This window comes from Aliiglaciecola sp. (assembly GCF_039982535.1).
Classification (GTDB): Bacteria; Pseudomonadota; Gammaproteobacteria; order Enterobacterales; family Alteromonadaceae; genus Aliiglaciecola.
Window position 1 is genome coordinate 63,047 of the sequence record NZ_JBDWYG010000046.1, and the last position, 23,422, is coordinate 86,468.

Sequence of the window (23,422 nt, forward strand, 5' to 3'; positions counted from 1 at the left end):
GATTAATCTAAATCAATATCTAGCAATTTATTGGTTTCTTGATCATCGTTTACAACGGATTCGTCTAATAAGGTTTGATCGACAGTCTCAATCGACATGTTGCCGTCCCATATAGAACCCTCTATGGAAGATAACGCGTCCCAAATTGAACCTTCAATTGCAGATAAACCATCCCAGATTGAACCTTCCAGTCTATTGGTGCCATCCCAGATGGAGCCCTCAAGACTTGATAAACCGTCCCAAAGTGATCCTTCAAGTGCGGTCGAACCATCCCAAATTGAACCTTCTAGTACAGAAAACCCATCCCAGATAGACCCTTCAAGTATTGTAGAACCATCCCAGATTGAACCTTCAATGGCAGTAGACCCGTCCCAAATTGATCCTTGAATAGTTGTAGAACCATCCCAGATTGAGCCTTGTAGAGCAGTAGTCCCGTCCCAGATAGATCCTTCAATAGAACTTAAACCATCCCAAATTGAACCTTCAAGTCTACTAGTTCCATCCCAAATAGAACCTTCAAGTCTATTAGTACCATCCCAAATAGAGCCTTCAGCTACAAAACCACCATTACCAAGGGCTAGTAGTAATTGACCTTCCTCAGTTACGCGAGCTGGACCTTTAAAGTGAGCAACTCCGTTCAAGTCAGCCTCAATATCTAAACCAACGTTAGCACAACCGTAGGCGTCACTTGTTACTGCGGCATAGGCATTAATTAGACCAGCACCTTGAGTAAATGGACCGTAATACTCACCTGTAGAAGGATCTTTAACTGCCGTTGCAGAATCAATTAAGCGACACTTCACATCATCTGGCGACAAGCTAGAGTTGTACTGCAGCATAAGAGCTATTGTGCCAGTTACCACAGCTGCGGCTTGCGATGTACCAGAAACTAAGTGGTAGTCTTCGCCTGTTTCAGATTCAACAAAGTTTTTATTTTTAAGTAAGTTTTTGTTCATTTTAGAAGCGATGTGGCCACCAAAAGCGACGATCTCAGGTTTAACAAATCCTTCTACCGATGGTCCTTTCGACGAGAAGGTTGTCATACGGTCATCGCTTGCATCGTCAGGTGTATAACTATCAGTCAATGCGCCAACGCTGATAATGTAAGGATTATTTCCAGGCACAGTTACAGTCGCATAATCAGAGCCTGTATTACCTACTGAGGTTACCACTACAATACCGGCATCCCATAACCGCATTACAGCTTGGTTAATCGGGTCGCTCCAATAATTCGATTGTACACTAGCGCCCATAGACAAATTCAACACACGAATACGATAACGGTTACGGTTCTGGTAGATATAATTTAATCCATCTAACACGTCTGTGTAGCTGCCATTACCTGATGCATCAAACGCCTTAACTGAAAGTAAATAAACATCCGGAGCAATACCGTTAAATTTACCTTCATCCGTTTTAAGGCTACTAGCGATAATGCCGGCAACGTGGCTACCATGACCATTTTGGTCATCGTTTAAAACTCGATTCTTCCTACTTTTGATTGCATCATATTTATAAAACGCACGTGAGCGTTCATATTGATTTTGCAATAAGTATTTACCCTGATCTCCGCCCATTAATGTGCCACTGTCTAATACGGCTACAGTTATGCCTTTTCCAGTAATGCCCTTTTCATGCAACAAATCTGCTTGGGTTTGAGTAGCAATATTATTGTCGATAGCGAACTTTTTAACTTGGCCTGCAGCATCTGCTGATTTACCGTTGCTATTAGCCATAGTCATCACATTTCTATCTGCAGTGACGTTCAGTCCGGAAATATTGGCCAGCTCATCTACTTGTGAAGTAGTTAAGTAGGCACTAATTGCGTTAATAATAGGGAATTCTCTAGCCACAGCTCCGCCAACGCGTTCTACCGCAGAAACTAAAGCATCGCGACCTAAACCTTGAAGTATATAAGATTGCTCTTTTGCTACATTCTGGTTAACCACCATTTGTGGGGTATTGCCCGACTCAGTGAAGAAAGGTACGCTGCTACTGTTGGCTTGAGTTGTCAGCATCACTGCTGAAACACTGCTAAAGAAGGAAAGGGCTCCAACTAACAATGTTCTCTTATCTGTAAAAAAACTCATTTTATCACTCCACTTCGGATAAATTTTAATCTCTAGCCATGTAAGTGCACAAGCTATGCCAACTTCAAAATAAATCGTAAAACACTGTTTTTAAAGTACATATTAATTCGACCCATCTTCTAGACTTAAAATATGAATCGTAAACTTAAATTTTGAATTAATATAAAAACAAAGGTTCAATTTTTAAGTCACATCTATCAGTCTAATTAAATTACCTTCTAATTGGGTTTCCAGCACTTAGCTAAATGATATTTAGGTAAATGGGCACGCAGATTTTTTAGTATTGAATTAATGCGCTATTGGCTTACGATAAAAATATCGAGGTTTTTAAGCTAAGGTATTTTGACAAACAGTCAGAAATGGCGTGAAGCTGATTAAATGGAGTATTAAATTAGGCATTGAGAACCAAGCCAGTGATGGGTATCCTGCCTATACGACAATAACATCCCACTCACGAGTTGTTTCCATGAGTAATAGCAAACTTATTCTCTCTTTCCTGTTTATCGCTATAGCCGCGTTGTGCTATATCATGTTTGGTCCATCCAATCACCAACCCGTTGAGCTTTCGGATGAGGTCAAAGATGAGCTGTTAAATACCTCTGAGCAGTTAGTAAATCAACAAACGAGTAGCCCTAATGTTCAAGGCGGAGTTAGCGAAGTAGATCTGGAAGGGTTACCCCCTAGCTCGTTGAATATTTCATTAATAGGTGTAGTGGCAAGTGATGTGGATATGGAAGCTTCAGCAACCATTGAATCTCGCTTACAAGTTCGCACTTACTTTATTGATGATCAAATCGCTTACACCAACGCGGTTATTCAAGAAATCAAAAATGATAGAGTGATATTGTTAAATGAAGGTCAACGGCAAGTTTTATTACTCAGAGGGACAACGTCAGGGGATAACAATTCAGCAACAGCAAACGCTACTAATAATCTAACCGAAGATTATGATAACAATACCAATAACCAAGACACAGCCAGATCAATTGGTAACCGTCCTAAGCGATTAGAGCACATTATCACTATTTCACCTTTCGACAACAATGACATATCTGCAGGTTTCAATGTGCTTCCAGGGATGAACCCCAAACTCTATCGAAGCGCAAAATTCAAACCAGGAGATGTTTTACAAAAAATTAATGGTAACGATATTACCACTGAAGAAGGTCTTGAAGCCGTTCAAACATTACTTCCCACTGCACAAACTCTGATGTTCAGCGTATTGCGAGGTGGTCAGGTAATTAGTTTGTATTTGGATATTCCGTCTGAAAACCTAAATATTCAAAGAAATTAGAATTTGGATGATAAACAAGGATGTTTAACAATTAACATTGTAAAGATACAGAAGATAAAAAAAGGGAATAATTACGATTTAACAGTATTTGAATAATACTAAAAGATAGAAACTAACAATGGTGCGGAAGGAGAGACTTGAACTCTCACGCCGTGAAGCACTGGAACCTAAATCCAGCGTGTCTACCAATTCCACCACTTCCGCAAGTGGGGTGGACGATGGGGTTTGAACCCACGACCACCGGAATCACAATCCGGGGCTCTACCAACTGAGCTACGTCCACCACTGTGTTACTCTTTTTACACTACTTTATTTTTACTTGCCAGACAAATAACTATCTGTTCACTCTTTTCACTTTCGTCAAAAATAAATTATCAAAAAGTGTCACTAGATATCAAATTCATATCCAACCGTTCCGCTGGCGCGTCCGGCAGGATTCGAACCTGCGACCACCCGCTTAGAAGGCGGGTGCTCTATCCAGCTGAGCTACGGACGCTCTACGAATCTGAACAAGCAAAAAAATGGTCGGTGAGACAGGATTCGAACCTGCGACCCCTTGGACCCAAACCAAGTGCGCTACCAAGCTGCGCTACTCACCGAACAATCGTTGCGATAAAAACCTCATCGCTTCGAGGGGGCGCATATTACCCACTTGCCCTAACCTCGTCAAATACTTTTTTATAGATTTTTTCTAACTGGCTAATTATGAAACAATTAGTCTATAAAATATGCTTTTTATATGCTCACTTACTAGAAAAAGGGCGATTTAGCATAAAACCGAAAAAATCATTTTAACAAAGCATGATCAGCGGGTAGTTTATTTTTTATCCATATCGCTAATCTATGTTTCATACTGAGCAAATCTTCAGAATCCTCTCCCAAGGACGCTATTAATTTATCGTTCACTAACAATCGATAGATAATTTCAACTTTCTCTTTTTGTCCCATGGTTTCACTGAAACCGTCAAACCCACGATTCTTCGCATAGGTTTCGCCAACACTAATCGCCATTTTTAGTAATTGCTGCTCATTTTTTATTTTCTTCAAAGTAATTCCTTACATCAGAAATAGACACTGTGTTTATTTGGGTTAGTAAATTTAAACACTTTTATTTGAATCAGGATAAAACCATATACCATTCTTCTTTGGGGAAAAACCCAACTGCACCAAATAGTTTTCATGTTTCAAGCTGTCAGCTTTTGCATAAACATCAGCATAGTCAAACTGAGTCTTTAAACGCTGTCCTTGTCCCAGCACAAAGTGCCCTATTCGACAATCTCGATAGGCTGGAATGACAAAATCAAAATCAACAATAAAGTGATTATTTTCGTCTGGGTAACCAGAAAGTAACCCTGCCACTTCTGTATTTTCCATCATAAAGTAAAAGCGACGATTCTCCTGCTGCATTTTTTTGAAAAAACGAGGAAAGTGAAATTCAATGTCTTGACGATGATAATCAAGGAAAAAATCCACATAGTTAGAGGGCATACTCACCTCTAAGACAGAGAAGTGTTGCTCGGCTTGCATTAGCATTTTACGTAAATAAACAATATTGGTGATTGCAATAAAACCATTCAGAAAGGCCACAGGCGAAGCGCCAATAATAATTCCATAGATGCAAAATGAAGATGCACCAAATAGGTTATACCAACGAAGCCGTACAATTGAGTCTCGAGTTAACGAAAACGCGATTAAAGCAGATGCACAATAGCCAAAAATTTCTACACCAGTAAGTTGCAAAGGAAATACCCTATTCTAATATTGGTTATTTAAACCATTTCAGTTAAACATAATTGGATTATACGTGAGTTCTATGGCAAATCCTGCTTATCCCCAGAATAATTACTGTCTACCTAACAACTAGGCATAATTAATATCAACTCACGATTGCTTGGCCAAGCAAGGTTATGGGACAATAACCGCATCTGAAGATTTAAAAGCTAAACACATGACAGCACAACTGATAAACGGAAAATCAATTGCCAAGCAGGTAAGAGAAAACGTCGCTTCTCAAGTAGAAGCCATTACGGCCGCGGGAAAAAGACCACCCGGTCTTGCAGTCATCAAGGTGGGGCACGATCCAGCCTCGGGCGTGTATGTTGCAAATAAACGTAAAGCCTGTGATGAAGTTGGTTTTGTTGATAAAGCCCATGATTTACCAGCGAATATTACTCAGCAACAGCTGTTGGAATTAGTTGATACACTCAACCAGGATGCTGAAGTCGACGGTATCCTGGTGCAATTACCTTTACCTGCTGGTTTAAATGCTGAAGAGGTACTAGAACGCATTCGTCCTGATAAAGATGTAGACGGTTTCCACCCTTACAATATTGGACGTTTAGTGCAACGTATGCCTGCTCTACGCCCTTGCACACCAAAAGGTATAATGACCCTAATCGAATCAACAAAACGGCCAGCAAAAGGCTTAGACGCAGTCATAGTTGGTGCTTCGAATATCGTCGGTCGTCCCATGTCCCTTGAGTTATTGTTAGCCGGATGTACCGTCACCACTTGTCATAAATTTACCCAAGATTTAAAAAGTCACGTGCAAAGGGCCGATATTTTGGTGGTCGCCGTTGGCAAAGCCGAATTCATCCCTGGCGATTGGATTAAGCCCGGTGCAATCGTTATTGATGTGGGAATTAATCGTCAAGCAGACGGCACTCTAGTTGGCGATGTAGAATTCGACGTTGCGAAGGAACGTGCTGGATGGATCACTCCGGTTCCTGGCGGTGTAGGTCCAATGACTGTGGCCAGTTTGATTGAAAACACCTTAGAAGCCTATGTGAAGTACCGCAGCTAGTGACGAGCGCAAATGAACAACTGGGTAACCAAGCTATTGAAGAGACCAAAGCTTGGTTAGATCAGGTAGTTATCGGCTTAAATTTTTGTCCATTTGCCAAACGAGAAGTGCAACGCAACGCCATTCGTTATGCCTATAGTGAGTCGAAAAAAAGCAAAGATGTGCTCAAGCTATTTGCTCAAGAAGTCCAGTTATTAGATGAAAATGCGGAGATTGAAACCTCACTCATTATACTCACCAACGGCTTTAAATCATTTTTTGGTTATTTAGACGTACTTGATTTAGCCCAATATTGGTTAGAAGAAAATGACTATTTAGGGGTTTACCAGGTGGCGAGTTTCCACCCTGAATATGTGTTTGATGGAGAGCCGGAAGATTCTGCAGCAAATTATACCAATCGATCCCCCTACCCGACCATCCACCTGTTACGAGAAGCCAGTTTAGAAAAAGCAATTAAGGCTTATAAACACCCTGAACAAATTCCCCAAGACAATATTCGTAAAGCGCAAAGTATGGGTACAAACGCACTTAACGCCCTACTGCTTTCTTGTATGAAAAATTAAAGGTGTGAAAAACTAATTAAAGTGACGAAAGTGTTGGAGCACCGAAAAAGAGCTTTAAGACATGTTAGGTGGTGTGTTCACTCACCTAACATTTAAATGAAGTACAACGTAAATTGCTTATTGTGGCGATTCACCTTCATCAATTGGAAATTCTTGCGGTAGCTGAATTTGCGAGCTCTTATCTTGAATAAAATCAGCGTAAACTTTATCTATTTGCCCTGCAGAAAAGCTAGATAACTGATAATTAACATCATACCAATACTTACCGAAATCACCTTCAAAGCGAACATAATCGGCATCTGCGTGTTCCCACAGCCACATATTTAGAATACGGCCATCTTCTAGACCCACTTCAAAAGTGGCGGTCACTGATTGCGGATCAAATCCGGATTCTCCAGCATCTACAATTTTGTCAAATTTCAGATTAACTAGATTATCGACAAAAGCACTTAAAATACTTTGGTATTTGAGCTCTTCACTTTCGCCTAAACCTTTTAACGTAAATCCATCTTCTTGTTCAAAATCTTTTTGAATTTCAAAACCTGCATTGCCTTCACGGCGCAGGTAACTCACTTGCTCTTTTAAGACATCCAAAATAGGTTGTTTTAACCACGCGTATTGATCCGTTGGTAAGTTAATGATGCGGTCCAACAGCCAGGTTTGTTTCTCGCCGATTAAGCGCGCAAATGATCCTTGGCCTAGACTCGCACGAGCACCAATTAACACCTGATAATCTTTAGTACCAATGCGTATTTTTATGAGTGTGCCTTGACTGTCTACCTGGTCAATATCCTGCAAACCTAAACGCGCAAAGTTTTCGCTTTTGGCCGTTTTAGCTTCGAATAAGACCGCTTTTGATAAACCATCCACCAGCTCCGACAATGCTTTTTGCTGCATCGGATACTCACGCTCACTCACGGGTAATACGGTTATCCATTGACCTTGCGATTGACGAGCATCAATTAAGCTTCCATTTGCATTGGAAACCTGTATTTGTTGAATCTTTTGAGCTTGTTCAGCAAGTTCAGGAAACAATTTCAGTTTTTCATCAGACGCTTGATTAGCGCCTATAGTTAGAAAGTAAATAGCCGCCGCTAACGCAGCGATAATAACGACTAACGAAACCAATTGTTTATTCATAGGGTAACCCCTCATCACCTTTAGAGCGTGTTCTCAATAGTCTTGCAAGTAACATAAGAACAAGCATTAATACGATAGGGGCGATGGCAATATTAATAAACTTCAACCAATTTCCCAGTTCCTCAATATCTTTATCCAATTGATGCCTTACTTCACGCAAGGCTTTTCGAATTTCTGTACGCTTTTCAACAAACTCATCTAATGCTTGCTGTTGTTCCGGCGTCATAACCAAACCAGCGCCTTCCACTTGCTGGTTTTGCAATTGCGCAAGTTGCTGTTCGGTTTCATCTAATTGCTGCTGTAAAAGTTGTTCTTGTTCGCGAAACTTGCGCTCTGCTTCAACTTTCAATGCATCCACGGTATTAAATGGACGTGCGAATGTACCGCGACTGCGAATACTAATAAGCGCATCACTGCCACTTAAATTCTCTACGGCATTGGTAACAAAATCGCCATTATTGGCAAAAGGCGTGTAAACAATTTCACCAAAGAAATTCGCCTGCTGCACCCAAAATCGGTCAGCCAATAGATCTGTATCTCCCACCACAATAACGTTTAATTGATTAGTGGAGGACATATGAGCACTTTCAACGACGCTATCATCTGGGGCTTGTTTATAAGCTGAAGAAGCCCTTCCTTGTAATCTAGCCGCCAGTACATGTTGTCTATTTTGGTTAGTAAATTCCCGAGCCAGTGCATTGGGGTCTTGCAAAGAAGAATAGGTAAACACGTCCATAAATCCGGAGTTAGCCGAAGATCGCATCAACGGAGTCCATCGTAAGTTGCTGCTATTAGACTTACTAAAGGCCCCAAACGACGCGCCATTAATAATCTCTAAGTTGGCAGTGGTAACGTCGTCACGGTCGAGTTGTTGAGATTGAATCCCGACAAAACCAAAGTGTCTAGCCACACCACCATCAGCAGTGCGTATGTCTAAGCCAAGCTCAGCATCAAGCAATACCTGACTATCATCAAACTGCAACCCCCAGGCATCGAATAAAGGAGTTAGGTTAGAATTATTGTCATCCGAAGCAGCCATACCGGCCATCATTGCCATTGGATCGGATTCATTTTTTGGGTCCACAAAAACAATCAACTTTCCACCTTGCATAACGTATTGATCTACTGCGTACAACAGCTTTTCATTTAACGATTGAGGATGGATTAACATCAGCACATCTGTATTGTCCGGTATGGTTTCAGCACTATTCGAAACCTGCTCCACTTCGTACAGTTGTTGTAACTGAGTATAAAACGTCCAAGCTGGGTCAAACTGACCTGTCATTGGATTTTGTCCACCTGCTAGAGGCAAGTCAGTTACCAAGGTTATTTTGACCGATTCAGGTTGTGATAGTTTGTGGATTAATTTACTGATTTCATATTCAAGAAACTTTTCTTTTTGAGGGTCAAAGAAACCAATGATTTCTTGGTCATCCAAAGCGTTAGTCGCCGCTAACCCCAAATATATGGCGTCTCCCATATTACCGAGGGTTGCAGCGGTAAGTCCAAACTCGTTAGCTTGGTCTTCAGCTTCTGAAAACGGTTCCGGATCAACAACATGTAAATTAATTTTACCATCAGCTGCTTTAGCGTATTCACGCAACATGGTTTCTACACGAGTCGCATAATTGCGCAGTGAAGTCATGCTTTTAGATGACTTATCCGAAAAAAAGAAATATAAATTAATGGGTTCATCAATATTCGAGACAATTTCCTTACTGCCATCCGATAGAGAATAAACTTGGTTTTCGGTTAAATCGAGACGAAGTGGACTCAACAACTGATTGTTCAGCACCGTTAACGCAAAAAATAAAACCGCTAACAAAATTAAAATAATAGAGGTGGAAAATTTACTCATCTTATTAATCCGCCTTTTTACGTTCAATAATCAATAAACTGGCGTACAACCAAATTACAATTGAAATGCAGAAGTAGCCCACGTCATTAAGGGCAATAACACCTTTGGCAAGTGACTCATAGTGAGTTAAAAAGCTGAATGAAGCCACCGTATCAATTAACATTGATGGCGCCCAATTTTTAAATGCATCCAATACAATATTGCTACCACTGACCACAAACAAAAAGCACACAACCACCGCTAGAATAAAGGCCACCACCTGGTTTTTAGTCATCGCTGACATACACATTCCAATTGCTAAAAATGCTCCGGCCATTAACCAACTACCTAAATAAGCTGCAACCACAACACCATTATCCGGTTCGCCTAGGTAATTGATGGTTAGCCACAATGGGAAAGTTAACAATAGTGACAAGCCAAGCACCGCCCAAGACGCTAGAAATTTTGCAATAACCGCCTGCAAGCTACTAATTGGTAAGGTCATCAATAGCTCGATACTTCCGCTTTTACGCTCTTCAGACCAAGTGCGCATAGCGATTGCTGGTACCAAAAATAAATATAACCAAGGGTGGAAATTGAAAAAGGGTAATAAGTCTGCTTGCTCACGCTCGTACAAACTACCAATAAAAAATGCAAAAACTGCAGACAGAATCAAAAATATAGTAATAAAAACGTACGCGACTGGTGTAGCAAAAAAGCTCGCTATCTCGCGTTTAAATAGTGTCGTAATCATCCCCATTATTGCTTCGCTCCCTGTGTCAATTCTCTAAACACCTGATCAAGACGGCCCGGCTCAACATACAAGGTATCTACGGGTAACCGACGTTCATGAATATGTTGGTTTACGTCATGCAATACATCACTGCCAGGCTCTGTTAACAAGGTCACTTTACCTGTGGCGCGATCTGGCAGAATATCAACTATCCCTGGCACATCTAGAAAACCAGAGGTATCAGATGGATAGCTCAAATGCAGCGTAATGGCATTATGGTATTTGGATTTCTGGATGAGTTCTTGGGGTGTGCCATTAAACTTCATTTGACCCGCAGCTATAATCATCACCCGGTTACATAGCGCCGAAACTTCTTCGAGTATATGGGTGGAAATAATTACAATTTTGTCTTTTGCAAGATTTTGAATGAGTTCGCGAACCTGATGTTTCTGATTAGGATCAAGTCCGTCTGTGGGTTCATCTAAAATCAATATCTGTGGATCATGCAATAATGCTTGGGCTAATCCGACGCGACGCTTAAATCCCTTAGATAAATTATCAATGGGTTTATCTAACACCGATTGTAAATCAATCTTATTAATCACATGACTAATTCGTTGCCGTTTCAAGTCTCCTTTTAAGCCTCGAATCGCGGCAATAAAATTCAAGAATTGCAAGGGTGTCATATCGCCATATGCGGGCGCCCCTTCAGGCAAATAACCTATTTTTTGCTTTATTTTTTTCGCGTCTTCGTAAATTGATAAGTCATCAATTAATATTTCACCATCATCCGGTGTAATAAAACCTGTGAGCATTTTCATAGTTGTGGACTTACCCGCACCATTTGGCCCTAGGAAGCCAACAACATCACCAGGTTGGATATCGAAACTAAGATGATTAACGGCGACAAAATCGCCAAAAATCTTCGTTAAATTTTTTACATAGATCATGTTATTCCCATTATGATCAGTGAGTTGTCCAAATTCTTAGTGAATATGGTACTCAGAAAAAAGAAATCAAGAATTTACGCGAACAATTAAGAAAATTTTTATTATTAATAAGACGTCAGAATGTCGCACTTTCAATGCAAAAAAGTGTATTAAAAATGCAACCTGATGCCAATATCTTTTAGAGTATCAAAAAAAGAGACCTAAACTCGGTAAAATGTTAATTTGTTCCAAGTTTAAGTCTAAGGTTGGTTCGGGAAGTGAACAATCAAATTGTAACAGATTAGCTTTTATATAAAGGTTTCAATCTAATGTCATTGTGTTGCAAAATGTGTCTTCTCATTCTCAACCATAAATTAAAATAAAAGATAACGTTTACAAAGGCCTACATGCCCATTGAAATAAGCCCCATTGGGCATATCAACACCCCATACAAAGAAAAATTTACCATTCCCAGGCAGCCTGGTTTAGTGACTGCTGCTATGGGTCAAATAACCTTTGCCCCAGGATTTAATTCTGCTGATTTTATTCGTGGTATCGAACAGTTCAGTCATTTATGGTTAGTTTTTCAATTTCATCAAACTGCCAATAAATCCACTTCGCCATTGGTGCGTCCACCTCGTCTTGGCGGCAATGAAAAAGTAGGTGTATTTGCGTCACGCAGCACACATCGCCCTAATAACTTAGGTATTAGTGCAGTTAAGTTCGAAGAGGTTATATTAGTCAATTCTCAATCCCGTATTGTGGTTTCTGGAATGGATTTACTCGACAACACGCCGATTATCGATATTAAACCTTATATTCCCTATTCAGACAGTATTCCCTATGCAGAAGCGGGATATGGACAAACTAAACCACAAGAGACGCTCGCGGTAACGTTCTCCCAAAGCGCACGTGAGCAATTGGCTATTTACCAACAACAACATCCACGTTTAGATATTTTGATCGAACAAATATTAAGTCAAGACCCTCGTCCGGCATATCACAAAACCAAAACCAGTGATCGCCTATATGGGGTCGCCTTGTATGACCTGAATATCCAATGGCGAGTGCTACAAAATGCCTGTGTTGTAGAGCAAATAAGTAAGTTATAAGACTAGGTCCCGTCTTTTCTGTTGAATCTGCGGTTCATCCCTCAGTTGAACTAACCTTTTGTCGCCTAACTAAACCTTTTTCGGCAACTAGAAGAATATCTCTTTTGCCTTTTAAAGGGTGCTGGTAGAATGTCGTCCGTTTACGATTTAAGAGCAAAATAAGGACCTACTAAGCTGATGCGTACCAGCCAATATCTATTATCTACCCAAAAAGAAACTCCTGCTGATGCGGAAGTAATTAGTCACAAATTAATGTTACGGGCAGGTATGGTTCGTAAACTTGCTTCTGGTTTGTATACTTGGCTGCCCAGTGGTTTGCGAGTGCTGAATAAAGTGGCTGATATTGTTCGTCAAGAAATGAACAAAGCCGGGGCAATAGAAATGTTAATGCCAGTGGTGCAACCTGCAGATCTTTGGCAAGAAAGTGGACGTTGGGATGAGTATGGTCCGGAGTTATTGCGCATCAAAGATCGACATAACCGCGATTTTGTTTTAGGTCCAACTCACGAAGAAGTTGTTACTGCATTAGTGAAAAATGAAATTAGCAGTTACAAACAATTACCCATAAACCTTTATCAAATCCAAACTAAATTTCGTGATGAGGTTCGTCCTCGCTTTGGCATAATGCGCGGTCGCGAATTTACCATGAAAGATGCTTACTCATTCCATACTTCAGAACAGTCATTACAACAGACTTACGACGGAATGTTTCAGGCTTACTGCAATATTTTTGAACGATTGGGACTTGAATATCGCCCAGTAATAGCAGATTCAGGTTCAATTGGTGGTGCTGTTTCCCATGAATTCCATGTTCTAGCAGAGTCCGGTGAAGATGCTATTGCCTTCAGCAATGGGTCAGATTACGCGGCTAATATTGAAATGGCAGAAGCTATTTCACCCGTTACCGAAAAAGCACCTATCATGGCGGTTAAAACACAAGTCGCTACGCCTAATGTGAAAACCATTGAACAAGTATGCGAGCATTTTGATATTAGTGCCGACAAAACTGTCAAAACGATTATCGTATTAGGTGAACAAGATGATAAAGGTCAGCAAGGTTTAGTAGCACTTGTACTGCGCGGCGATCACACTTTAAATGACATTAAAGCCGAAAAACTAGATTCCGTATATGCTCCCCTAACAATGGCAAGCGAGCAGCAAATTTTGCAATCTTTAAATTGTGAGATTGGTTCAATTGGGCCAATGGAGCTATCTATTCCTGTGGTTGTGGATCGAAGTGCCGCCCACTTAACTGATTTTGTTTGCGGTGCAAATAAAACAGGATTCCATTTTACAGGTGCAAATTGGGAAAAAGACATTGTCGATTATCAAGTTGCCGATTTACGCAATGTAGAAGCTGGTGACCCTTCTCCTGATGGACAAGGCTCACTGGAAATTAAGCGAGGCATTGAAGTTGGGCATATCTTCCAGTTAGGCGATAAATATTCCGAAGCCATGGGCTGTGGTGTGCTTAATGAACAAGGCAAGCATCAAGTACTAACTATGGGATGTTATGGAATTGGAGTGTCACGAATTGTGGCTGCTGCCATTGAACAAAATCACGATAAGTACGGCATTATTTGGCCTGAAGCAATTGCTCCTTTCAAAGTTGCTTTGATCCCAATGAACATGCACAAATCTCACCGCATTCAACAGGTTGCAGAATCACTTTACGAACAACTAGTGGCAGCGGGAGTAGATGTGTTGTTTGATGATCGTAAAGAACGCCCAGGTGTCATGTTCAACGATATGGAATTAATCGGTATTCCTCACACCATTGTTATCGGTGAACGCAACCTAGATGAAAACAACGTTGAATATAAAAATAGACGGTCTGGTGAAAAACAGATAGTTAGCATCGAAGATGTCTTATCCCTTTTACAAAATCAGTAGTCAGTAAGTCACAATACCAACCCTGTGGTTGGTATTGTGTCTCCTACATCCTATATCCATATACTTTTCAATAACTTTGAATAACTTTACATCTTATTTGTTGAATTGGTCAGTGATACGCTATGCTAATATCTGCGAATAATAGGTTCGTGCGGACAAACTGAAACTAAGAGATGGATTATGCAATTAACGTTTTACGGTGTAAGAGGTTCAATACCAGCACCGGGTCCGGAATATGTAAAATACGGTGGTAATACAGCCTGTGTGCACATTGAATTAGATGATGGCACAGACATTATTCTAGATGCAGGTACAGGGATTAAAAACCTCGGTCAGAAATTAATTACCAAACAAACCGATGTACATTTGTTACTTACCCATAATCATTGGGATCACATTCAAGGTTTCCCGTTCTTCGCGCCTATATACCAGCCTGGCAGAAACATATTTATCACCCCTGGTATGACGACACTAGAAGAAAATAACGCTATTTTAAATCAGATGTCTGGTAGTTACTTTCCTGTTCATCACGATACATTACAATCCAATATCGAACTCAAACCGATTCCAGAAGGGATAAATAGTTGGCAAATTGGCAGTGCTAAAATTCATCGCCATCCAATGAATCATCCCGGCAGTGGGAGTTCTTACGTGATAGAAGCCGATGGCGCTAAAGTTGCCTATATTACCGACAATGAGCTTTATCCTCCCTACCGCAAAGAAACAGACTTTTTACAATGGGTAGAATTCGCGATGAGTGCGGATATTATTATCCATGATGCTCAATATATGTTGTCTGATATGCCAGGAAAATCAGGCTGGGGACATTCAGTAGCAGAAGAAGCGGTAAAGTTAGCCTTAGGATGCAGAGCTAAACGTTTAGCACTTTACAGCCATGATCATATTAGAACAGATGATGATATTGCTGCCATTGAATCCCATTGTCAGGAAGTTATTGCAATTGCAGAAGATGATCTTCAAGTGTTTGCCGCTGCAGAAGGTCTGGCAATTAAGTTTTAACGATTAATCCTTCAAGTTATGGTCGACAACACAGTTGCGCCCTTTTTCTTTAGCAAGGTATAAACGTTCATCAGCTTTAACAAGTAAATCGTCTAGATTGACTCCATCAGCACCGTAATGGGAAATGCCTGCACTGAAAGTTATATTGACGGTTTGTTTATTGTATATAAACGGGGTTTCTAATAGCTTCTTACGCAAAGAATCAATTTGTTGAAAACTGTCCTTTGGTTTAGAGCCTTGCATGACTAAAGCGAACTCTTCTCCTCCAAAACGAGCGAGTAAATCGCTTTTTCGCGTATGCTTTTTCAGAAAATCGGCCACAAAACACAGTGCAGCATCGCCACCATGATGACCGTGCAAGTCATTTATATTTTTAAAAAAGTCCAAATCAAATAGCACGACAGACATATCAAGGTTATGCCGTTTAGCATACTCACTAGTTGCAGCAAACGAATCAATAAGCTTCATTCTATTGGCTAGCCCCGTCAATTTATCGGTACCGGCCAATTCCAATAACCGCTCTTCATTAGTCTCGCGATTACGCTCGTAAACATGGGCTAGGGCTATCATTAGTACCCCACTCAATATCACATTCAAAGATACAGTAACATTTAGTGGAATATCGTCCGTTAGAAACTTTAAATGAAATATACAAATTCCGAGAGTCATAAAAACAATGGAAAAATAAAGTCCAGGCTTTCTTCCCATTAATAGATAAGAAATGACAGGAATAGTCAAAATCCAAACATAGATAGACTGAGAAGAGTTAGGCACTGACAAGGCGAACATCATTATGGAGAAAAAAGGTAAAAGGTAAGCCGTTACCCAGAATTGAAAACGTGTTGTATTCATTATTCGTCGCCACACTAGAAAGGAAAAAATTCCGTATCCCATCTCTAATCCAGCTAAAATGTATAATCCTCGATAAATATTGATCAAACCGAAAACAAAACCACCTACAAAGGTGATCACTAGCAATACTTGTAAAACCTTGCGTCGGTATTGGGTGTTGTGGTCAAAATCACTATGCATAAATAGTCTCATACAACATAAATAAGCCTACAGATATACCAGTATAGGGGCAGCCAATCCATTTGCCATTTATTACTAAAAGAAATAAAAATAAACTTGTTATAAGTGACAGTCTAGTATTTTTGAAGGTAAAAAGGTACGTAATCCTTAAAGAATCCGCATTAATATTGCCACAATCGAAGATCAGACTGCAGATTTTTGCCGCGAGGTGACTAAGTTAGGCCGCTTTATAGCAATTTTTTCCATTTTGCTTTGCCGCATATAAGGCTTTATCCGCTCGATTAAACAATGTTTCTTGATTATCGCCGAATTGATACATCGTACTGCCAATACTGCAGGAAATATTGTACTTAGCTAAAACCACATTCTTACTCATAAGCCTTTGAATACGTTCAGCTATCTTACTATTTACAAGTGCATCACTACCAGGTAAAAGACAGCAAAACTCATCCCCACCAAAACGAAAAGCGTAATCACTATTTCGCAATGATTGATTTAGTACAGTTGCTACAGCAATCAAAACTTGATCGCCTTCATGATGACCAAAGGTATCATTTACTGATTTAAACTTATCTAAATCGATGACCAGTAAACCAAAGCTTTCGCTGGCACGTTTAGCATGACTAAGCAGTCTTATTAACGATTCTTGATAATGTACTCTATTGCCTAAAGACGTTAGGTGGTCTTTAAGAGCAAGTTGTTTAATTCTCTGAAAATCAAGGGCATTTTTTAAAGGAAACTTAAACAAACGATGCAAATCGCTGAGTATCGCGCTTTCCCGCAAGCTTAGTACATTAGAGAAAGAGTAGATTAGGGTCGCAAAAATGGAGTGCCGACTTACTTGGTCTAATGTTTTGTTATGTATCGATTTTTCTGTATTACCAAAGGTTAAAAAACCATCAGGATAATTAATTGTTAAGCCTTTTAGATTGATTTTTGCTTTCAACAGGCGATAGAAAAGTTGAGATAACTCCTGTAAATCAATACTCGTAGACAGTTTCAACATGACTTGATGGGACTCAGTATGACTCAAGCCACTTTTATGAGAATCTGCGCCAAACAAATTGTTGTCAGTCAATCCAGCGTCAAAAACCTGTGTCATATGCTCCAAAACGAGTGCTCCTGCCAATTTTTTGGCGAATTCGTAGCTAAATAGCCAATGAGTTAATTAGAAATGTCTTATATTTGGTTATTTAGCAATCACTGTGCCATTGATCGCTGCTAAGATTAAAGTAGTCGTGTTGCTATAGCTGGGCACTGAAGTTAATCCTCTTTAGTTAAACCAACACAACAACAAAATTAGCGAAATAAAGAGAATAGATTTATGCATGTGGGTTTCGCCAACATTTTAATATTGATGACCGTAGCGGTTTTAATTGTGTGGGGTTTTAGGCGTATAAACTTGCCGCCAATACTCGCATATTTAGCCTGTGGCGTGGCTGCTGGGCCACATATGTTAGCCATCATCGACCACCCAGAAGAAATCCACTTTTTTGCCGAATTAGGCATTGTCTTTCTGCTATTTTCCTTAGGCTTGGAGTTTTCTCTTCCTAAAGTTATGGCGATGCGACACTTGGTATTCGGCATTGGTTTAGCACAAATGATAATCACAACGCTGTTTTTTATGGGCGTAGCCAGTGTATTCGGGTTTGATTTAAAAGCTGGATTAATAATTGGAGGGATGATCGCCCTTTCCTCCACAGCCATAGTCATTAAACAAATGAGTGAAAGGGGAACCCTAAATACCACACGAGCGCAAATGGTCGTTAGTATTTTACTATTTCAAGATTTAGCTGTGGTTCCCTTACTTATTTTAGTGCCACTGCTATCAGATCAATCTCATACCAGCCTATGGTTTGCCATAGTAATGGCGTTATTAAAAGGCACAGTGGTAGTCGCTATTTTAATGTCCGTGGGTAAATGGTTGTTACCCAAGATATTCAATGAAGTGGCTCGGACTCGCACCGATGAACTCTTTGTACTTACCACAATATTAGTTGCCCTTGCCGCTGCAGGTCTAACCTATTCCTTTGGCTTATCCATGGCCTTAGGAGCATTCTTAGCAGGCATGATGCTAAGTGAAAGTCAGTACAGGCACCAACTAGAGGCTGATATTCGACCTTTTAGAGATATTCTCATGGGGTTGTTTTTCATAACCGTTGGCATGCGTTTGGAAATGCAAACATTGGCATCACAACTACATTGGGTGTTGCTTGGCCTAATCATAATCATGCTATTTAAAACCTTAATCATTGCTGTTTGTGGAAAGCTATTTAAGGCCGATAAGCTCGATGCTTGGTCAACGGCCTTAAAGCTTTGTCAGATAGGCGAATTTAGCTTTATCATTGCCGCACTGGCAGTCAACCATCAAATACTCAGTGCTGAGCAAGGCTCTCTTCTCATGGCTATCGGGGTGTTAAGCATGGCAATGACCCCTTGGCTGATTGAAAATAGCCTTTTAATGGCGAAATATATTATCGGAAAACCCCACTTACAATTAGCCCCTGGGGATGAAGATAATTACCACCCTAATATGCAAGATCATGTTCTTATTCTGGGGTTTGGCCGTGTAGGCCAATCTGTCAGCCGATTACTAACAATCGAAAAAATTCCCTATTTGGTGGTGGATTTTGACCCCGTTCGTGTCAATGAAAGCCGCAGTGCTGGACAAACTGTGGTATTTGGAGATGTCTGCCAACCAGATATTTTAAAGGCCGCAGGAATAGATACGGCTAAACTAGTATTGATCACCTTCGATGAGCATCAAAAAGCTCTGGATGTGATCAAGATAATAGCGGAAATGCATCCTCAACTGCCCATAGTGGTGAGAACTAGAAAAGATTATCATTTAGAAGAACTGTATGCCGCAGGTGCTAGCCAAGTTGTACCCGAAATTCTCGAAGGGAGTTTAATGTTGGTATCACAGATCCTACATTTATCAGGCATCCCCATGGCTCGGATATTAAAACGGGTGCGTTCTGAACGAAAAGACCATTATCGGCATATGCACGGTTTCTTTCCCGGAGAAACCACTGAAATTAGTCAAGGTACCAAGGATAAGCTCGAATTTATGCACGCGGTACAACTAACCGATGGAGCTTTTGCCGTTGGTAAATCAATTGCTCAACTCGAGTTGAGTAAACGTAAAATTAGTGTTCATGGATTACGCCGTAACCACCATGAAATCACTGAACCCGACATGACTCAACCACTGCAAGCAGACGATGTTATCGTTATTTCGGGCAAACCACGACGAGTAGAGCGTACAGAACACTTTTTATTAGAGGGAAGTTAAACGTCTATTTCATCCCGCTTTCTAAAGCGCTCACTGACCAAGCTATACAGCTATAGAAAGCCAAGTTTTATAGTTACAAACAAAAATGCAGCCATGTTGGCTGCATTTGGGAATTTGCTATTAGCTGAGGAAGTCAGACTAATTGCATCACTTGTTTTAGCTTAGACTTTCGTTAACCAATTATGGGTATCAGGTGCTTCGCCCCATTGGATTTGATTAAGCGCCTGACGCAACTTAATAGCCTTAGGACCAGCTTCACCACTGCCCACTTGAATATCTTTGCCGTTGTGGATTAAAGTGCCAACCGAAGTCAGAACCGCGGCGGTACCAGAAAGAGCAGCTTCAGTACCCGGCTTGGCTACGCGCTCCAATAATTCATCAACCGAAAGGTTACGCTCACTCACTTTCATCCCTAAGTCGGCTGCTAAGGTCAGTAGAGTCGCCCGAGTAATACCATGTAAAAATGAACTATCTAAGGCTTTTGTAATGATTTCATCGCCATCTATCAAGATAAAGTTGGCAGCACCGGTTTCTTGCACATCACCATCAGGACAAAACAGAATTTGGTCAGCATTAAATTTCGCTTTGCCTTCCAATATTGGCCCTAGAGCACTAGCATAATTTCCACCACTTTTAATCATGCCCATATGCGGCGCACAACGCATACCGTCTTCGGCTAGAAGTAGTCGTAAAGGACGAGCACCACCAGCAAAGTAGTCTCCCACTGGTGATAACAAAACATACAGCATTGAGGTCGCCGATGGTGCAGCGGCTTTGCCAATAGATGGCTCAGTACCAATATGAGTGGGTCTGATATACATCGAACCTGGAGGCTGAGGTACTTCGTCAGCGTATTTTTTTACCATATCAATAATCATTTGCGACAACTGGTTTTCATCAAAGTCTGGTAAAAACAGTAATTTAGAGCTTTGCGCCATACGTTTAATATTTTCTTCCATACGAAAAATATTAACGCTGCCATCTTTATGTCGAAATGCTTTCAGTCCTTCGAAACAGGTACTGGAGTAATGCAAGACGTGGGCTCCAGGATGCATCTGTATACTTTCAGCGCTGACATATTCAGCCTTACTCCAGTGATTATTTTCAAAGGTAGCAAGTGCCATTTCAGGCATAAAAACAGTTCCAAATGCAGCCATAACAGTCTCAATTCTCCAATATTTGAATAAGGTCAATTAACCGACAGAATTTAAAATTAAACCCAGCATGTAATATCTTACTGATTTTACGCTAGAAGCAGGGGCAAACACTAGCGTTGAAGAGATAAAAATGTATTTTAGTGCTCATGATTGGCTACGAGTAAGCGTGAAAACCCAAAATCGTCGAAAATTGAATCAAAGTTGCGGTGGGTTTGGTCGAAAATGAAGCATTGTTCTAAGTTCACAGGGAATTTCGCTGGCAAAAGTAATGTGTTGTTCACATAACACGGCAATGACGTTGTCTTGCCAATATAACATCAAGCTCCGCTCTCTTTCCCAAACGGGCACATCCCATTGTTTAAACCATTGTTTTAATAACTTCGAATGAGGCGAGCCAAGTGGTTTGAATTTCAGGTTGTTGGCGCGAGAGACTATGAGTAGTTGGCCAATATATTTTTCGTCAATATGTAAATGCCCCAAATCATTAGGCAAGCGGGTGTTACTGGTAGTTAAGGTAAGTTTGACATCAAGCTCTGGTTTTCGTTTTTTTATACAATACAGATGTTCTCTAAAGCGTCGCAACTGGTATAGACCGATATCAATGATGGGGTTGCCATCCGGTTTGGCACCAAGAAGCTTAGGTAATTCGCCTAACACCGATTGAGAGGGCATTTCAACCTTCTGTTCAGCCAACCAGAATCGTACTATTTGGTTCTGCCAAGCCTCAGAAAGCCTTTGTAATTTCCCGATATGGATGGCAAATCGTTGATTAACCATGGCTTGTAAATGTTTGGCATTTACCTCATCAAGCAACTGTTGTTGCTCTGCACACAACTGCGCAGAGCGATTGGCGGCAGATGCTAGATTTGGCCAGCGTTCTAATAAGGATGGAATTATTTGGCTACGCAAAAAGTTACGATCGAATCGGGTATCTTGATTCGACTCATCCTCGATCCATTGCAAGCCTTTTTGCTGAGCTAGTTGCACAATATCCTGTTTTTCTAATCCCAGAAAAGGCCGGGCAAGGGTAATGCTATTTTCATTTACTGATGATTGCGCCATGGCAGATAACCCTTTGGGACCAGCTCCACGTTTTAATTGCAGTAAAATCGTTTCTAATTGATCTTGTACATGCTGCCCTAACAAAATCACACCATGGTGTTCAGTCATGGCTTCTAGGGCCTGATAGCGAACTTTCCTGGCAGCGGCTTCAAGCCCGCCGTTGGCACTAGCATCGACTTTTACCTGTTGAACTTTAAACTGAATATTAAGTTCGGCACACACTTGTTGGCAGTGCTTTTGCCACTGATCAGCATTGGGGCTTAAGCCGTGATTAACGTGCACTGCAAGATAATGATGTGCAGGGTATTTACTTACCAGTTCGGCAACTGTGACCAATAACAAGTGGGAGTCAACGCCACCGCTATAGGCAATTACAATTTGTTTGGGGGAGCCTTCTAGAAATTGAGAAACTAGCTCAGTAGTGCGGTTTTGCAGGTTCATAAGGCAAAAACCGTCTTGTAAACACAAGACGGTTTGTGAATCGCTGTAGTATCTAGGTTAACAATAACCAAAAGACATAATTCGCTCATAGCGCTGTTCGAGCAGTTCGTCTTTGGACAAGCTCAACAATTGTGACAATTGTTGCTTAAGAGTCGCTTTAAGGTTCGCAGCCATGGCGTCATGATTACGATGAGCTCCACCTAAAGGTTCCTCAACGATGTTGTTAATCAGACCTAAGTCTTTAATTTGTCCTGCGCTGACTCCCATAGCTTCAGCAGCTAGTGGCGCTTTTTCTGCACTTTTCCATAAAATAGACGCACAACCTTCAGGAGAAATCACCGAGTAAGTACTGTATTGCAGCATGTTAACTCTGTCGCCAACACCAATGGCAAGTGCCCCACCTGAACCACCTTCACCAATCACCGTACAGATAATAGGTACACTTAAATCGGCCATTTCTTTCAGGTTACGAGCTATTGCTTCACTTTGACCACGCTCTTCAGCGCCTACCCCTGGATAGGCTCCTGGAGTATCAATGAAGGTAACAATAGGTAAGTTGAAGCGTTCGGCCATGTGCATTAAACGCAAGGCTTTACGATAGCCTTCTGGTTTAGGCATACCAAAGTTACGACGAATTTTTTCGTGGGTATCACGGCCTTTTTGATGACCAATAACCATCACTGGTTGACCGTCAAAATCGGCTAATCCACCGACTATTGCCTTATCGTCAGCAAAGGCACGATCACCGGCTAATTCGTCAAACTCTTCAAACAAACGCGGAATATAATCCAATGTATAAGGTCGCATTGGGTGTCTAGCAATTTGTGAAACTTGCCACGCTCCCAAATCGGAAAATATTTTGGCAGTCAATTCTGCACTTTTTTCCCGCAACTTAGTGATCGATTCTTCAATACCGACATCAAACTCACCGCCTTGATTGACTAACCGTAGTTCTTCAATTTTTGCTTCTAGATCAGCGATAGGTTTTTCGAAATCAAGATAATTCAAACTCATTCCAAAC

19 protein-coding genes and 4 tRNA genes are annotated in these 23,422 nt (G+C 40.8%); 7 read left to right on the top strand and 16 right to left on the bottom strand.

The window, feature by feature from the left end:
- Positions 1-2 precede the first annotated feature (2 nt).
- Complete coding sequence (locus tag ABJV04_RS15585) at positions 3-2,090, bottom strand: S8 family serine peptidase (protein WP_348492499.1); 2,088 nt, start codon at positions 2,088-2,090, stop codon at positions 3-5.
- Positions 2,091-2,454: 364 nt separating this feature from the next.
- Between ABJV04_RS15585 and ABJV04_RS15590 the strand changes: the two genes are divergently transcribed.
- Complete coding sequence (locus ABJV04_RS15590) at positions 2,455-3,384, top strand: type II secretion system protein N (RefSeq protein WP_348492500.1); 930 nt, start codon at positions 2,455-2,457, stop codon at positions 3,382-3,384.
- A gap of 119 nt (positions 3,385-3,503) precedes the next feature.
- Here the strand turns inward: ABJV04_RS15590 and ABJV04_RS15595 are convergent.
- The 6 genes from ABJV04_RS15595 to ABJV04_RS15620 form a co-directional block, all read right to left on the bottom strand.
- Positions 3,504-3,588 (bottom strand) — tRNA-Leu (locus ABJV04_RS15595).
- Between the two features lie 3 nt (positions 3,589-3,591).
- Positions 3,592-3,667: transfer RNA gene (locus ABJV04_RS15600), tRNA-His, on the bottom strand.
- 136 nt (positions 3,668-3,803) lie between these two features.
- A tRNA-Arg gene (locus ABJV04_RS15605) sits at positions 3,804-3,880 on the bottom strand.
- Between the two features lie 26 nt (positions 3,881-3,906).
- Positions 3,907-3,983, bottom strand: a tRNA-Pro gene (locus ABJV04_RS15610).
- Between the two features lie 187 nt (positions 3,984-4,170).
- Positions 4,171-4,431, bottom strand: coding sequence for a DUF5062 family protein (locus ABJV04_RS15615; RefSeq protein ID WP_303474429.1), 261 nt, complete (start codon positions 4,429-4,431; stop codon positions 4,171-4,173).
- A 51-nt stretch (positions 4,432-4,482) separates the two neighbouring features.
- A complete protein-coding gene (locus ABJV04_RS15620) occupies positions 4,483-5,124 on the bottom strand; it encodes a hypothetical protein (RefSeq protein WP_348492501.1) in 642 nt (213 codons plus the stop codon).
- Positions 5,125-5,332: 208 nt separating this feature from the next.
- Here ABJV04_RS15620 and folD point away from each other — a divergent pair, with 208 nt between their 5' ends.
- Positions 5,333-6,187 carry a bifunctional methylenetetrahydrofolate dehydrogenase/methenyltetrahydrofolate cyclohydrolase FolD gene (folD, locus tag ABJV04_RS15625; RefSeq protein ID WP_348492502.1) on the top strand — a complete coding sequence of 285 codons (855 nt, stop codon included), beginning with the start codon at positions 5,333-5,335 and terminating at the stop codon, positions 6,185-6,187.
- On the top strand, positions 6,187-6,750 hold the full coding sequence (locus ABJV04_RS15630) for a DUF1415 domain-containing protein (protein ID WP_348492503.1): 564 nt from the start codon (positions 6,187-6,189) through the stop codon (positions 6,748-6,750). The genes folD and ABJV04_RS15630 overlap by 1 nt, the downstream gene beginning before the upstream one ends.
- A 117-nt stretch (positions 6,751-6,867) precedes the next feature.
- On the opposite strand, the gene ABJV04_RS15635 is transcribed toward ABJV04_RS15630, so the two are convergent.
- The 4 genes from ABJV04_RS15635 to ABJV04_RS15650 are packed head-to-tail and all read right to left on the bottom strand — an operon-like array spanning position 6,868 to position 11,410.
- Positions 6,868-7,890: a DUF4340 domain-containing protein gene (locus ABJV04_RS15635; RefSeq protein ID WP_348492504.1), complete on the bottom strand. Its 1,023-nt coding sequence runs from the start codon at positions 7,888-7,890 to the stop codon at positions 6,868-6,870.
- The gene (locus ABJV04_RS15640; RefSeq protein WP_348492505.1) at positions 7,883-9,748 is read right to left on the bottom strand and encodes a Gldg family protein; all 1,866 of its coding nucleotides are present in this window, start codon (positions 9,746-9,748) and stop codon (positions 7,883-7,885) included. Before ABJV04_RS15640 ends, ABJV04_RS15635 begins: the two co-directional genes overlap by 8 nt.
- A gap of 4 nt (positions 9,749-9,752) precedes the next feature.
- Positions 9,753-10,481 (bottom strand): ABC transporter permease subunit, encoded by a 729-nt coding sequence (locus tag ABJV04_RS15645; protein WP_348492507.1) that lies wholly within the window; start codon positions 10,479-10,481, stop codon positions 9,753-9,755.
- Between the two features lie 5 nt (positions 10,482-10,486).
- On the bottom strand, positions 10,487-11,410 hold the full coding sequence (locus ABJV04_RS15650) for an ABC transporter ATP-binding protein (RefSeq protein WP_348492509.1): 924 nt from the start codon (positions 11,408-11,410) through the stop codon (positions 10,487-10,489).
- A gap of 386 nt (positions 11,411-11,796) precedes the next feature.
- Between ABJV04_RS15650 and tsaA the strand changes: the two genes are divergently transcribed.
- The 3 genes from tsaA to ABJV04_RS15665 all read left to right on the top strand — a co-directional run bounded on the left by tsaA (position 11,797) and on the right by ABJV04_RS15665 (position 15,414).
- Entirely contained in the window at positions 11,797-12,501 is a 705-nt protein-coding gene (gene tsaA / locus ABJV04_RS15655) for a tRNA (N6-threonylcarbamoyladenosine(37)-N6)-methyltransferase TrmO (RefSeq protein WP_348492511.1), read from the top strand.
- A gap of 177 nt (positions 12,502-12,678) precedes the next feature.
- Complete coding sequence (locus tag ABJV04_RS15660) at positions 12,679-14,394, top strand: proline--tRNA ligase (protein WP_348492512.1); 1,716 nt, start codon at positions 12,679-12,681, stop codon at positions 14,392-14,394.
- Positions 14,395-14,574: 180 nt separating this feature from the next.
- The gene (locus ABJV04_RS15665) at positions 14,575-15,414 is read left to right on the top strand and encodes an MBL fold metallo-hydrolase (RefSeq protein ID WP_348492513.1); all 840 of its coding nucleotides are present in this window, start codon (positions 14,575-14,577) and stop codon (positions 15,412-15,414) included.
- Positions 15,415-15,417: 3 nt separating this feature from the next.
- Here the strand turns inward: ABJV04_RS15665 and ABJV04_RS15670 are convergent, their stop codons facing one another.
- Both ABJV04_RS15670 and ABJV04_RS15675 read right to left on the bottom strand, forming a co-directional pair.
- On the bottom strand, positions 15,418-16,446 hold the full coding sequence (locus ABJV04_RS15670; RefSeq protein WP_348492514.1) for a GGDEF domain-containing protein: 1,029 nt from the start codon (positions 16,444-16,446) through the stop codon (positions 15,418-15,420).
- Between the two features lie 217 nt (positions 16,447-16,663).
- Entirely contained in the window at positions 16,664-17,548 is an 885-nt protein-coding gene (locus tag ABJV04_RS15675) for a GGDEF domain-containing protein (protein WP_348492582.1), read from the bottom strand.
- Between the two features lie 222 nt (positions 17,549-17,770).
- Here ABJV04_RS15675 and ABJV04_RS15680 point away from each other — a divergent pair, with 222 nt between their 5' ends.
- On the top strand, positions 17,771-19,741 hold the full coding sequence (locus ABJV04_RS15680) for a monovalent cation:proton antiporter-2 (CPA2) family protein (RefSeq protein ID WP_348492515.1): 1,971 nt from the start codon (positions 17,771-17,773) through the stop codon (positions 19,739-19,741).
- Between the two features lie 161 nt (positions 19,742-19,902).
- On the opposite strand, the gene ABJV04_RS15685 is transcribed toward ABJV04_RS15680, so the two are convergent.
- From ABJV04_RS15685 to accA, 3 genes are all read right to left on the bottom strand, one after another.
- Positions 19,903-20,898, bottom strand: coding sequence for a branched-chain amino acid aminotransferase (locus ABJV04_RS15685; protein ID WP_348492516.1), 996 nt, complete (start codon positions 20,896-20,898; stop codon positions 19,903-19,905).
- Between the two features lie 195 nt (positions 20,899-21,093).
- The gene (gene tilS / locus ABJV04_RS15690) at positions 21,094-22,401 is read right to left on the bottom strand and encodes a tRNA lysidine(34) synthetase TilS (RefSeq protein ID WP_348492517.1); all 1,308 of its coding nucleotides are present in this window, start codon (positions 22,399-22,401) and stop codon (positions 21,094-21,096) included.
- A gap of 57 nt (positions 22,402-22,458) precedes the next feature.
- On the bottom strand, positions 22,459-23,415 hold the full coding sequence (gene accA / locus ABJV04_RS15695; protein WP_348492518.1) for an acetyl-CoA carboxylase carboxyl transferase subunit alpha: 957 nt from the start codon (positions 23,413-23,415) through the stop codon (positions 22,459-22,461).
- Positions 23,416-23,422: the final 7 nt, after the last annotated feature.

Coding starts and splice junctions, on each gene's coding strand:
- ABJV04_RS15585 (WP_348492499.1), bottom strand. CDS start 2,090: ATGAGTTTTTTTACAGATAAGAGAACATTGTTAGTTGGAGCCCTTTCC.
- folD (WP_348492502.1), top strand. CDS start 5,333: ATGACAGCACAACTGATAAACGGAAAATCAATTGCCAAGCAGGTAAGA.
- ABJV04_RS15635 (WP_348492504.1), bottom strand. CDS start 7,890: ATGAATAAACAATTGGTTTCGTTAGTCGTTATTATCGCTGCGTTAGCG.
- ABJV04_RS15640 (WP_348492505.1), bottom strand. CDS start 9,748: ATGAGTAAATTTTCCACCTCTATTATTTTAATTTTGTTAGCGGTTTTA.
- ABJV04_RS15645 (WP_348492507.1), bottom strand. CDS start 10,481: ATGATTACGACACTATTTAAACGCGAGATAGCGAGCTTTTTTGCTACA.
- ABJV04_RS15650 (WP_348492509.1), bottom strand. CDS start 11,410: ATGATCTATGTAAAAAATTTAACGAAGATTTTTGGCGATTTTGTCGCC.
- tsaA (WP_348492511.1), top strand. CDS start 11,797: ATGCCCATTGAAATAAGCCCCATTGGGCATATCAACACCCCATACAAA.
- ABJV04_RS15660 (WP_348492512.1), top strand. CDS start 12,679: ATGCGTACCAGCCAATATCTATTATCTACCCAAAAAGAAACTCCTGCT.
- ABJV04_RS15665 (WP_348492513.1), top strand. CDS start 14,575: ATGCAATTAACGTTTTACGGTGTAAGAGGTTCAATACCAGCACCGGGT.
- ABJV04_RS15670 (WP_348492514.1), bottom strand. CDS start 16,446: ATGCATAGTGATTTTGACCACAACACCCAATACCGACGCAAGGTTTTA.
- ABJV04_RS15675 (WP_348492582.1), bottom strand. CDS start 17,548: ATGACACAGGTTTTTGACGCTGGATTGACTGACAACAATTTGTTTGGC.
- ABJV04_RS15680 (WP_348492515.1), top strand. CDS start 17,771: ATGCATGTGGGTTTCGCCAACATTTTAATATTGATGACCGTAGCGGTT.
- ABJV04_RS15685 (WP_348492516.1), bottom strand. CDS start 20,898: ATGGCTGCATTTGGAACTGTTTTTATGCCTGAAATGGCACTTGCTACC.
- tilS (WP_348492517.1), bottom strand. CDS start 22,401: ATGAACCTGCAAAACCGCACTACTGAGCTAGTTTCTCAATTTCTAGAA.
- accA (WP_348492518.1), bottom strand. CDS start 23,415: ATGAGTTTGAATTATCTTGATTTCGAAAAACCTATCGCTGATCTAGAA.